This is a genomic window from Bartonella sp. AP20NXHL (genome assembly GCF_042196165.1).
Classification (GTDB): Bacteria; Pseudomonadota; Alphaproteobacteria; order Rhizobiales; family Rhizobiaceae; genus Bartonella.
Window position 1 is genome coordinate 32,265 of sequence record NZ_JBHIPV010000003.1, and the last position, 12,702, is coordinate 44,966.

The following is a 12,702-nucleotide window of genomic DNA, read 5'->3' on the forward strand; positions in this document are numbered from 1 at the left end:
ATCTATTTCTCTATTTTATTTTGAATGCGTGGAGCACTATTAATATCAAAAAGTAATGATCGTGGAAGATAATGAGCTTAAACTGAAGTTATTCTGCGATTCTGTAGAAACGAATTGTCGTAAAATCGTTGAAATGTTTAATGGCTTTATGGATTAAAGTTGGCGGTTTCATCAATATTATCTCTTATCTTATCTCGTTTAGCTTTTCTAATCAAAGAGCGAAATTTTTGTTTACGCTAAATTTTTACTCGGTTAGCTATTTCCTCTCAACATACAATAAGAAAAAAAATTAGCTTACTGTATGCTAGCAATATAAAAAATCCATTATGTGTAATAAAAAAAGACAATTTAGTAATATTTTTTATGTTGTGATTTAAAAATGTTGTGATTAAGAAAATCAATAGTTTTGAAGAAAAAATACAATTTAAACAATAATATAATCATATTATTGTAATAAAATTTTATCATCTAATCAGTCAGCTTAAAACAAAAATAGAATAATTGACAAAACAAATTAAATATGGAAAGAATGAAAATATAATACAAAATGATAATTATTTTTGTGTTATATTATCATTCTCTTCTCAGTAGGAAAATATGAATCATCGGTAGATGATGTGATGTTTTCTGTTTAGAGAGTAAGGTTTTATTAAATATTGTAATAGGTTATTATAATGAGAATATTTAAGCATTGTATATCATGTGTTGTTGCAGTCGCTATTTTCTTTTCACAAGTTTTAGGAGCTAATGCCGATTCTTTAAATGGTAGATCTCAAAACGCTGATTTTATTTCTGTAATGAAACAAGAGAATAGAGTTATTAAATCTGTTAAGGAGATTATTAGTCAATTTTCAGAACAAAGCAGAGAAAAAGATGTCCAAAAGGTGGCTGGTTTGATAGGAATGGAGCCAGCGATTTTTGGTTTAATCGCATTTCTTGTATATTTCTTTACTAGAAAGCCACCGGATCCTAGAAAAAGCGCAGGTGAAAAAGCATTCACTGCTTTTACTCGAAGTGCATGGGCTCTTAATTAAAAATGTTGATTTGATGAATTTTAAATTATTCTGTTTTTGAATCTTTTATAATTAATAAACCGTGATTTCTAATCACGGTTTAGCTATTTTTATATTTATTAATATGCCCATTAAGCTTTAAGTTTTTAGGCTGTACTCTTTTTTTAATATTATTACAGAAATACTTTATTGTACATAATATAGTCTTTTTGAGGTTTAAAATTTTTAATCATTTTATCTTGGTTAGAAAGAATGTGTATTTATTTCTATTTCTCTAAGTCGTAGAATTATATTAATGTTAGAAAGTTAGAATCTTGAAAGACAATGAACTTTATTAAAATTATTCCACGTTCTTGTAGAAACGAATGGCTGTGAAATCTTTGAAATGTGTAATGGCCTTATGGCATTAGATTTGGCGCGTTCACCAAAGTTATCCCTTATCTTACTTAATTTAGCTTTTTCAATCAAAGAGCTAAGTTGATACTTACGCTAATTTTTGCTGGGAAAACTATTTCTTCTCAATCTATACTAAGAAAAAATTATTTTAACAGAATATTTCAATAAAATATTTTTTTGTTTTTTGTAAATTTTAAAAATATTTATCTTACTATATTATACAAAAAATAAAAAACATTACGTGTAACTAAAAAAACAATATATTGATATTTTTATGTTATAATATCTAATAATATTTATGATAATAAAGATAAAATTATAATAAAAACAATAAAATAATTTTATTTTAATACATTTTTGCCATTAAATTATACATTATTAAAACACGAATAAAATAATTGACAATATTAAAATAAACATGTAACGGATATATTGTAAATGTAATATAATATAAAATTAACAATTAAAATAAAACTGTTAATTAAATTTTGTATTATATTTTTTGTTATTAGAAGATAAATATACTTTATCGATAGATGATGTAATGTTTTCTATTTAGAGGGGGCGGTAAAGAAAATTTATTTTATTAAATATTGTAATAGGTGTTTATGATGAAAATATTCAAGCATTGTATAGTATGTTTTGTTGCAGTAGCTATTTTCTTTTCACAGGTTTTAGGAGCCAATGCTGATTCTTTAAATGATAGATTTCAAAATGCTGGTTTCATTTCTGTAATGACACAGGAAAATAGAGTTATTAAAGCTGTTGATATGATTATTAGCCAGTTTGGAGGACAAGGGGCTGAGAAAAATGTCCAAAAAGTCGCGGGTTTAATGGGGATGGAGGCAGCGATTTTTGGTTTAATCGCATATCTTGTATATTTCTTTACTAGAAAACCGCCGAGTCCTAACAGAGAGACAGGTGGAAGAGCATTCGATGCTTTTGCTTATAGTGCATGGGCTTTGAATTAAAAGATAATTCCTTGATGAACTTTGAATTATTCTGTTGTTGAATATTTTATATTAAATAAACCGTGATGTTTAATCACGGTTTATTTATTTTTTACTTTTAATAATATGGTAAATTTATCCTTTAATATCATTAAGATATTGTTGGGGGATGGCAGTATAGGGGACATTAAATTTAAATAATCAGCTGCTTTTTAAAGTTAATTAAATTTTTTCTCTTCAAAATACGCATTTGAGCTAAGTTTGTATTTGATATTTTTTCTGTGATGAAAATGCATATGCTGGAATTGAGATATTCATAAACGGTGCGTATTCACTCAAAAATATAGGGTAATACAATACTTATGGTTATTGTGGATTTTATGCTGATGAACTGAATAAGTATAGCGATGCGTCTTACAAATATTTGTAAAAAATGCTTTTATTGGAATCTTTTAATCTCTTTGTGGTTTACAATTCATTTTATCATTTTATCTTAAGCAAAGAGAATGTGGATTCATTTCTATTTCTCTATTTTATTTGAGAAGGGTGGAGTTATACGAATGTCAAAAAAAGTCATGATCGTGGAAGATAATGAGCTTAATATGAAGTTATTCCGTGATCTTGTAGAAGCGAGTGGTTATGAAACTGTTGAAACGCGTAATGGTCTTATGGCATTAGATTTGGCGCGTTCATCAATGCCATCTCTTATCCTTGTGGATATCCAGTTGCCAGAGGTCTCTGGAATAGATGTTATTAAACAATTAAAAGAAGATGAAGAACTTCGATCAATCCCTGTTGTTGCTGTAACAGCTTTTGCTATGAAAGGCGATGAGGAGCGAATTCGTGCCAGTGGATGTGAAGAATATATGTCAAAGCCTATTTCTGTTCCTCATTTTATCACAATGGTAAAACATTTTGTGGACTAAAGCTTGTTAAGTGATGATAGAAAAAAATATTGAAAAGCTTATAAAATTGCTAAAGTTTTCGTGCAAATATTTTTCTGCTTTAGCACGTGGATATATTCAAGTTAGTAAAACAGATTTTAAAAATTGAAACTGAAGTTTCGAGATTTTTCGGTTTATTTTCTTGCCTTTTATCTTAAGAGAGGAGGTTGTTTTGCATTTTTGTTTTTTCTAATCGGTATAGATTTGTTCCTACATTTATCTAAAAGTCTGTTTTAGTAGGGGAAAAAGCCTCGGTTTTGTCCGAGGCTTTATGCATTGTACAAAAATTGAAATTAACGCTTTGAGAATTGGAAAGAACGACGTGCTTTTGCTTTACCGTATTTTTTACGTTCAACAACGCGGCTATCACGGGTAAGAAAACCACCTTTTTTCAAGATTGAGCGAAGTTCTGGTTCATAATAGGTTAAAGCTTTGGAAATGCCATGGCGCACTGCACCGGCTTGTCCGGAAAGACCACCGCCTGCAACGGTTGCAATAATATCAAACTGGGTATCCCTATTTGTTGCAACAATTGGTTGACGAAGAATCATTCTAAGAACAGGACGAGCGAAATATTTGTCAAATTCCTTATTGTTGATTGTGATTTTTCCAGAACCTGGTTTAATCCATACGCGTGCAACAGCGTCTTTACGCTTTCCTGTTGCATAAGCACGTCCTTGTGAATCAAGCTTTTGCACGTGGACAGGAACAACATTTTCATGTGTTTCTGTAATACTTGTTACTATGCTAAGCTCAGAAAGAGAATTAATTTCAGCCATAATCAAGCAATCCTTTTGTTTTTGCGGTTTAAAGCACCAACGTCAAGAGATTCAGGCTGTTGTGCTTCATGTGGATGTTGGCTTCCAGCGTAAACACGTAGATTCTTCAATTGACGGCGACCAAGAGGCCCTCGAGGAATCATGCGCTCTACTGCTTTTTCAATAACGCGTTCGGGAAAACGTCCCTCAAGAAGTTGACGTGCTGTACGTTGTTTGATTCCACCAATATAGCCGGTATGCCAATAATATTTTTTATCCGTATATTTTTTGCCAGTGAGAGCTATTTTATCTGCATTAATGACAATAACGTTGTCACCATCATCAACATGTGGAGTAAATGTAGCTTTATGTTTGCCACGTAAGCGGTTAGCAACAAATGTGGCAAGACGACCCAAAACAAGGTTTTCTGCGTCAATAATAACCCATTTTTTCACCACTTCAGTTGGCTTTTGTGAAAAAGTTGCCATAGAAGTATCCTTTATTAGAACCCTTTTAATATAAGGGAATTTTTACTGTTTTGCGTTGAAAATTGTTACCATAGCGAAATATTTAACGCATACTACTTGCTCTGATATAATGTCTTTTGATTGACGTCAAGAGAAAATAAAAACTTTATAAAACAACATGTTATTAGAAAGGTATTATAATACCCCATTAAAAGAAGTTTGTAGACCATTTAAACTTAAAATGAATGTTGCAAAAAACTATTTTATCTTTAACGCATGATTGTATTTTATTGTTCTTCATTATAAAATAAGAAATAATGCAGTGGTCTCGTTATTTTCTCAATGTTGAATCTTCTGCTTGTGGTCAAGCTTGGTTAGATGCCCTTGATGTTCAAGGGATAAATAATGCGCGCGCTATTTCTCAAAAATTTGGCTTTCCAGATCAGTTAGCTCGAGTACTTTCAGCAAGAGATGTGGATGAAGCTGAGGCTGTTGCTTTTATTAATCCAACATTACGTACGCTTATGCCTGATCCAGAAAGTTTTAGGGATATGCAATGCGCTGCAGAGCGTATTGTTAAGGCTCTTCTCAATCAAGAACAGGTTGCTGTTTTTGGGGATTATGATGTTGATGGTGCTTGTTCATCGGCACTCATAGCGCGTTTTTTTCGTTATTTTGGTATTGAAGTCAAAATTTATATTCCTGATCGTATTGTTGAAGGCTATGGTCCTAATGAACAAGCAATGAGGATGCTTGTGCAAGAAGGCGCTCGGTTAATTATCACTGTTGATTGTGGCGCAAACAGTCCTGATGCCGTAAAAGCAGCGAGGCTTGCTGGTGCTGATGTTGTGATTTTAGATCATCATCAAATGTCAGAGATTCATCAAGAAGCCGTTGCTCTTGTCAATCCTAATCGCCCTGATGATTTTTCTAAACAGGGGCATTTATGTGCAGCTGGCGTTGTTTTTGTTACGTTAGCTTGGGTTCATCATTTGCTGCGGAAAAAACAATTCCAAGGGCAGCTGCCTGATCTTTTAAGTATGCTTGATCTTGTTGCATTGGCAACCATATGTGATGTCGTTCCATTACAGGGGGTTAACCGTGCTTTTGTGATAAAAGGGCTTCAAGTTGCTCGTTCTATGCATAATCTAGGAATAACAGCTTTAACAAAGGTTGCACGAATAGGGGAGCCGCTTAATAGTTTTCACTTAGGTTTTTTGTTAGGTCCTAGAATTAATGCAGGAGGGCGCATTGGTGATCAAGCTTTGGGAGCACGTTTACTTAGCTGTGAGAATAAAGATGAAGCGGACAGAATAGCAGAACAATTAGATCGGCTTAATCAAGAACGCCAAGAAATGGAGAACATTCAATTAGCACAAGCGGAATCTTACATTACTTCTCTTTATCAAGATCAAGAAATACCATTATCGCTTGTAATTTCACATAAAGAATGGCATCCGGGAATTATTGGTATTCTTGCTTCCCGTCTCAAAGAGCGTTTTTTTTGTCCTGTTTTTGCTATTGCTTTGAAAGAAGATGGAAATGGCGTAGGGTCGGGACGCTCAATTAATGGTATAGATTTAGGAGCACTCGTTCGTGAAGCTGTTACATTAAATTTATTAGAAAAAGGAGGGGGACATAGTATGGCAGCAGGAATTACAATTCAATCAACAAAAATTGAAATTTTTCGAAAATGGCTAGAAGAAAAAGTTTCTTTAATGGTTTCACAGTTGCGTGCAAAAAAATCTCTTAGTATAGATGGTTCTCTTTCTGCTTCTGGTGTTAATGAAGCGCTGTTTGAATTGCTTGAAAAAGCAGGGCCATTTGGGGCAGGGAATGCAACACCTGTTTTTGTTCTTCCCTCTCATCGACTGGTGAATCTATCTGAAGTTGGTAAAGGACATCTTCGCCTCATTGTATCTAATGTTGAAGGAAAAAAACTGCAAGGAATTGCTTTTCGTGCTGTAGGGACATCGCTTGGTGATTTTCTTTTTGAAAATATTGGTGAAATGATTCATTTAGCTGGTCATCTTAGTTTGAATTATTGGAATGGAACGATCAATCCGCAGCTGCGCGTGATTGACGCAGCCGCAGTGGTTTGAAAGGGATATTTTTTACATTAGATGTCTAGATTAGAAGCAAACGTAGAATTTTCTTGTATGAAACGAAATCGTGCTTCTGGTTTTGTTCCCATGAGACTTTCTACAGTCTTTTTCGTTTCTTGCATTTCCACGGCATCAATAGAAACACGAAGCAATGTACGTTTTTGAGGATGCATAGTCGTTTCTTTAAGTTGTTCTGCGCGCATTTCACCCAGCCCTTTAAAACGCCCGATTTCTATTTTAGCTTTTCCAGTAAATTCAGTTTTGAGCAATTCATCCTTATGAATGTCGTCACGAGCATAAGCAACTTTTCCTCCTTGCGATATTCTATAAAGGGGAGGGACGGCGAGATATAAATGTCCCTGATGAATAAGGTCAGGCATTTCTTGAAAGAAGAAGGTAATGAGCAGTGACGCAATATGAGCACCATCAACATCAGCATCTGTCATGATGATAATACGTTCATATCTGAGATCTTTTTCACGATACTTGGAGCGTGTTCCACATCCAAGAGCAAGGATAAGATCGCTAATTGTTTGGCTTGAGTTCATTTTTTCATGTGCAGCACTGGCGACATTTAAGATTTTACCACGAAGAGGTAAAATTGCTTGGTTTGCTCTATTTCTTGCTTGTTTAGCAGATCCTCCTGCAGAATCCCCTTCAACAATGAATAGTTCAGCACCCACAGCATGGTTCTGGCTACAATCTGCAAGTTTACCGGGCAGACGTAATTTGCGGACAGCAGTTTTTCGACTTATTTCTCTATCTTGGCGTCGTCTAACACGTTCTTCAGCACGTTCAATAACCCAATCGAGAAGTTTTGTTGCTTCTTGCGGGGAATTTGCTAACCAATGATCAAAAGGATCGCGGATTGCATTCTCAACGATACGCTGTGCTTCAATGGTTGCTAATCGATCTTTTGTTTGTCCAACAAATTCAGGGTTACTGATAAAGACTGAAAGTATTGCGGCTGTTGAAATCATAATATCGTCAGACGTAATAATCGCTGCGCGCTTGTTTCCTATTAACTCAGCGTAGGATTTCAATCCACGCAAAAGAGCTTGACGTAATCCTATTTCGTGCGTTCCGCCTTCTCCTGTAGGAATCGTATTGCAGTAAGATTGCACACAAGAATCACCACCATGCCAAGCGATAGCCCATTCAACCGAGCCATGGCCATTATTGTGTTGTGTTTTGCCAGAAAAAATTTCTGACGTTACTCGATATTCATCTTTTAGTGACGCAAGTAAATAGTCTTTAAGCCCATTGGGAAAATGAAAAACAGCTTTTTCAGGAATATTTTTTGCGCCTTCAAGTATGACGGGATCACAAGTCCAGCGAATTTTTACGCCACCAAAAAGATAGGCTTTGGAGCATGTCATCTTATAGATTTTTTCTGGATCAAAAGCTACTTTTTCACCAAAAATTTCATGATCAGGATGAAAACGAACGCGCGTACCACGACGATTATAAACATCTCCCAGATCTTCCAATCCAGATTGAGGAATACCGCGTGAGAAACGTTGGCGGTACAGTTTTCGTTCTCGTGCAACTTCAACTTCCATATCATCAGAAAGAGCATTGACGACAGAAATTCCTACTCCATGAAGTCCACCTGCAGTTTGATAAGCCTTTCCATCAAATTTTCCCCCGGAGTGGAGTTGTGTCATAATAACTTCAAGAGTAGATTTCTCAGGCATTTGAGGATGATTTTCGACAGGAATACCGCGTCCATTATCTGTAACGGTTATATAACCGTTCCTATCTAATGAGACCTCAATAGAATCTGCATAACCCGCAACAGCTTCATCCATCGCGTTATCAATAATTTCGGCAAATAAATGATGAAGCGCTTTACTGTCTGTTCCACCAATATACATTCCAGGGCGTAAACGCACGGGCTCTAAACCCTCAAGAACTCGAATAGAGAGGGCATTATAGTCATCTTCTTGCGTATCTTTTGCACTTTTTCTTGAAATCATCGCTTTTGATTTCATTGGAGGCTGCAGAGTGTTTTCTTTTGTATTTACCCGAGATTGGGCTTTATTTAAAACACTAAAAAGATCCTTTTTGTTATCGCTCATAGCGTTTAACTATCTACCTCATAAAATAAAATATTTATTAAAATAATTTTATGCCTGTTTTTTATTTAAAAATCAATGCACTTAGAAAACATCAATTGTTGGACCAAAAATTTGTTCAAAAGCGTGTTTGAGAGCAATATCAATATCATGCATTGCTACAGGGCAACCTAGATCAAGAAAGCTCGTTACACCGTGGTTTGTAATTCCACAAGGAACAATTCCTGAATAATGGGCTAAATTAGGATTAACATTGATAGAAACTCCATGAAAACTTATCCATTTTCGCACTCGAATGCCAATAGCTGCAATTTTATCTTCGGAATAAATATCATTTTGTTTTGATGGGAAATGAGATTGTTTAACCCAGACACCAACGCGATCTTCTCTGCGTTCGCCTTTAATATTAAAGTTTGCAAGCATCTGTATGATCCATTCTTCTAATGCACTAATGAAAGCACGAATGTCTTGTTTTCGGCGTTTAAGATCAAGCATGATATAAGCAATACGCTGTCCTGGACCGTGATATGTAAATTCACCTCCACGTCCTGCTTCATAAACAGGGAATAAATTAGGCGCCAAAAGATCTTTTTTATTTGCACTCGTCCCCGCTGTATAAAGGGAAGGGTGTTCAAGAAGCCAAACTTGTTCATGCGCGGTTTTTGCAAGAATTTTTTCTACACGTTCTTGCATATAACGCAGAGCTTCAGGATACTCAACTAGATGATCACTTATCTTCCATTCAACGGGTGGATTTCCTAGAATTGCATTAAAATGATGTGATAAGTGATTACGATCCGTATGTTTCAATTCAAATGTCATTGGTAATATTTATCTTGATGTTTGAGTTTATATTGTAATCAATAAAAGTGATTACAGAGTAAGGTATAGAATTGTTGAATAAAAGAGAATACGTTCATAAATTTTATCTTAAGAAGATTTGCTACGCTTAAAAATCCACGTTCCTTTTACCATCTTCCTGTTGCACCGCCCCCACCTGATGATCCACCACCACCCCTAAATCCCCCTCCACCTCGAGGACCACCGAACCTTCCACCAGGATATCTGCCACCGGCACTTAAGTTAAGAAACCAAGGTGTGAAGATGACCCCCAGCCAGAGATACTTTTGTGGACCCACTTTTTTACCAAAAATCATTGCAAGAATAGGAAGACCAAACATTATAAAAAAGGCTAAAAACATAATTGCATTGATTACCATTTCTTCTTTTTCAGCTTGTTTACGTTGTTCTTCAACGATTTTAGCTTTTTCTTTGATACGAAAAGTAAAATCAGAATTACTTTCTGTAATAACTTTGATAATTGCATCAACTGCTTCAGCAATTCCTTTTTGATAATTTCCTTCGCGAAAATTAGGAATCATGAAGCTATTAATAATGACAGAGGAAAGAGCGTCTGTTAGCTCTCCTTCCAAACCATATCCTACTTCGATACGTGCTGTGCGTTCATTCGGTGCAATGACCAGTAATACACCATTATTGATCTTCTTTTGGCCTAATCCCCATGTACGAAAAAGAGAATTGCTGTATGTTTCTATATCATTGCCCGAAAGAGTAGGGAGTGTCACAAGAACAATTTGATCTCCCGTTTTCTCTTCGAGTGCTGCCAGTTTTTTTGTCAAGTTTTCCTTGGTTGCATTATCGAGCAAATGAGCCACATCATTAACATAACCTGTTAAATGAGGAAATTTTATTTGCGAACAAGCGATACTTCCCAATGCAGCAACTAAATACAGAGAGCAGATAAAAGCCCATAATTGTGGAAATACAATACGTTGCAAAGAGTATCGAAATGATTTCATTAATTAAAATTAACCTTTGGTGTTTGTTGGCTATCAGTATCGATGGTAAAAGTTGGCATAGGTTTAGCATCACGAAACCATAATTTTGCCCAAATCATCGTCGGCATTGTTTTGAGTGCAGTATTGTAGGCACGTACTGTTTCAATATAATCGCGGCGCGCAACGGAAATACGGTTTTCTGTTCCTTCTAATTGTGATTGAAGAGCAAGAAAGTTCTGGTTTGCTTTAAGATCCGGATAGTTTTCAACAACAGCCATAAGTCGCGAAAGTGCACTTGATAAATTTGCTTGATTTTTGAGATATTGCTGCATAACTTCTGGATTATTCAACATATCTGCATTAATGTTGACTTGCGTTGCTTTAGCACGTGCTTCAATTACATTTGTGAAAACGCTTTGTTCATGAGCTGCGTAAGCTTTAACTGTTTCTACAAGATTGGGGATGAGATCTGTACGACGTTGATATTGATTGAGCACTTCACTCCATGCTGCATGTGCTTTTTCTTCATTTGTTGGTATCGTATTAAATCCGCACCCACTTAAAAATGGCACTAACCATGCCAAAAAAATCACGATTGAAAATTGTTTTAATATTTTAAACATTGAAATTGAAGAAGTTTGTACATTTAACATAAAGATGTCTCCACAGATATTTTATGTATTATATAGGGTTTATCTTCTTGGTGGAAAGTATTTTGAATTTTATAAACAGGCATATTTATCAATAAATCGACATCTCTATGCGTTTTAGGCACGCTTAAGTGACTCGTTGATATTAAAATAATAAGGGTAATATAGATGTCATCTTATAAAAGTTCAATAATATTTATATCAATTATTATTACAGAAAATTATATTATTTTCGTAGTATTTTTGTGTTTCACAACGTGCAGATCACAATTGGAAAAGGGAAAAATGTAAGTATCAATCTTATGGAAAGATAGAAGGTAAGGGCAGTTCTTATTTTCTCTCCTTTAGAAGGTGTGCTTAATAGATTGGACAAAAAGGGCTTTTTAACTATGTATGGTAGTAATTGTGAAGGAGGCGGAAAATCCTGTGATAGAAAGTGTTCAACGGCAAAGTGAAAAGTTTGATGGATTGGCTAATGATTATGATCGTTATCGTCCTCGCTACCCCCTCACTTTATTTAAAACCATGCTCCATTCTTTTAAGAACAAAAAGCATTTGTCCATTGTGGATGTGGGTGCTGGGACAGGCATCGCATTAGAGGGAATTGTTAAATTTTTAGGAAATGAGCACCAATATCATGCTATCGATGTATCGGCAGATATGATTAAGCAGGGGCGAAGAAAATTTCCTACGGTGCAGTGGTATCAGGGCTGTGCCGAAGGCCTATTGCCTCAAATTGGCGAGGTTGATCTTGTCATTGCAGCGCAAGCGTTTCAGTGGATGGATCGTCCCAAGTTGCTTTGTTCTGTTTCAGATCAACTTCGAGTCAATGGTGTCATGGCGGTTATTCAAAATAATCGCGATTTCAAGCATAGCGAATTTCTAGAGGCTTATGAGATATTGTTAGAAAAAATGAGTCCGAACTATTCCCGTTATTATCGTAATTTTGATTTTTTACAGGAAATGAGTGATGGCTTTGGGGTAGATCCAGAAAAGATTTTTTTTCATACGCATAATTGGATGATGATGATCCCATCTGAAGCTTTTATTGGAATGAGCCGCTCTTCAACGCAAGCGCAACGCGCTATTGCTTGCTATGGGGAAGAATATTTGCGGCAATTGGTCTCATTGATAAAGAAATATGAAGTGCAAGGCAATTTGGAGCTTTTGTATCGAAGTGAGCTCTATATGTATGCGGGATAATCTGATATCGATGATTACTTTTGCTCTTTTAGCACATCAGAGTAGGCGGTATTCAGGAAATTAACGCCTTATTAAGGCAGATTTTGAGGGGGACGGTTTTTTTCTTCAGCATTCACGTTGACATCTTATTACGTCTGATTTTCATTGTTCACTTGATATGAGAGAGTTTAAATAGAAAATTTATGCACTGCATTATAGTATTGAAGCGCTTTCTTTACTGCAGTTTAACAACAGATTATTTTATAAAATAAGAAGAGGTAGATTGAATAGAAATATTTGATAATTCTTTGTTTTTATGATTGTTTTTTATTATTAAATGAGAGTGTTTTTAATAAATTT

General features: G+C 35.2%; 11 protein-coding genes. 5 read left to right on the top strand and 6 right to left on the bottom strand.

Annotated features, from left to right (window positions below):
* Positions 1 to 674 precede the first annotated feature (674 nt).
* From ACFILL_RS02570 to ACFILL_RS02580, 3 genes are all read left to right on the top strand, one after another.
* Positions 675 to 1,034, top strand: a complete 360-nt coding sequence (locus ACFILL_RS02570) for a hypothetical protein (protein ID WP_375631292.1) — start codon at positions 675 to 677, stop codon at positions 1,032 to 1,034.
* A gap of 986 nt (positions 1,035 to 2,020) precedes the next feature.
* The gene (locus tag ACFILL_RS02575; RefSeq protein WP_273791584.1) at positions 2,021 to 2,380 is read left to right on the top strand and encodes a hypothetical protein; all 360 of its coding nucleotides are present in this window, start codon (positions 2,021 to 2,023) and stop codon (positions 2,378 to 2,380) included.
* 539 nt (positions 2,381 to 2,919) lie between these two features.
* Complete coding sequence (locus tag ACFILL_RS02580; protein ID WP_005773308.1) at positions 2,920 to 3,285, top strand: response regulator; 366 nt, start codon at positions 2,920 to 2,922, stop codon at positions 3,283 to 3,285.
* 311 nt (positions 3,286 to 3,596) lie between these two features.
* Here the strand turns inward: ACFILL_RS02580 and rpsI are convergent, their stop codons facing one another.
* Both rpsI and rplM read right to left on the bottom strand, forming a co-directional pair.
* Entirely contained in the window at positions 3,597 to 4,082 is a 486-nt protein-coding gene (gene rpsI, locus ACFILL_RS02585; protein WP_015856545.1) for a 30S ribosomal protein S9, read from the bottom strand.
* Positions 4,083 to 4,084: 2 nt separating this feature from the next.
* The gene (gene rplM, locus ACFILL_RS02590) at positions 4,085 to 4,549 is read right to left on the bottom strand and encodes a 50S ribosomal protein L13 (RefSeq protein WP_015856544.1); all 465 of its coding nucleotides are present in this window, start codon (positions 4,547 to 4,549) and stop codon (positions 4,085 to 4,087) included.
* Positions 4,550 to 4,845: 296 nt separating this feature from the next.
* On the opposite strand from rplM, the gene recJ reads away from it, so the two are divergent.
* Positions 4,846 to 6,630: a single-stranded-DNA-specific exonuclease RecJ gene (recJ, locus tag ACFILL_RS02595; RefSeq protein ID WP_375631293.1), complete on the top strand. Its 1,785-nt coding sequence runs from the start codon at positions 4,846 to 4,848 to the stop codon at positions 6,628 to 6,630.
* 17 nt (positions 6,631 to 6,647) lie between these two features.
* Here recJ and parE read toward each other — a convergent pair whose 3' ends face one another.
* From parE to ACFILL_RS02615, 4 genes are all read right to left on the bottom strand, one after another.
* Positions 6,648 to 8,714 carry a DNA topoisomerase IV subunit B gene (gene parE / locus ACFILL_RS02600; RefSeq protein ID WP_375643216.1) on the bottom strand — a complete coding sequence of 689 codons (2,067 nt, stop codon included), beginning with the start codon at positions 8,712 to 8,714 and terminating at the stop codon, positions 6,648 to 6,650.
* 81 nt (positions 8,715 to 8,795) lie between these two features.
* On the bottom strand, positions 8,796 to 9,533 hold the full coding sequence (gene lipB, locus ACFILL_RS02605; protein ID WP_375631295.1) for a lipoyl(octanoyl) transferase LipB: 738 nt from the start codon (positions 9,531 to 9,533) through the stop codon (positions 8,796 to 8,798).
* A gap of 146 nt (positions 9,534 to 9,679) precedes the next feature.
* Entirely contained in the window at positions 9,680 to 10,531 is an 852-nt protein-coding gene (locus ACFILL_RS02610) for a TPM domain-containing protein (protein WP_375643214.1), read from the bottom strand.
* Positions 10,531 to 11,163 (bottom strand): LemA family protein, encoded by a 633-nt coding sequence (locus ACFILL_RS02615; protein WP_273724085.1) that lies wholly within the window; start codon positions 11,161 to 11,163, stop codon positions 10,531 to 10,533. The genes ACFILL_RS02610 and ACFILL_RS02615 overlap by 1 nt, the downstream gene beginning before the upstream one ends.
* Before the next feature lie 423 nt (positions 11,164 to 11,586).
* On the opposite strand from ACFILL_RS02615, the gene ACFILL_RS02620 reads away from it, so the two are divergent.
* Positions 11,587 to 12,363 carry a class I SAM-dependent methyltransferase gene (locus tag ACFILL_RS02620; protein ID WP_375681081.1) on the top strand — a complete coding sequence of 259 codons (777 nt, stop codon included), beginning with the start codon at positions 11,587 to 11,589 and terminating at the stop codon, positions 12,361 to 12,363.
* Positions 12,364 to 12,702 lie beyond the last annotated feature (339 nt).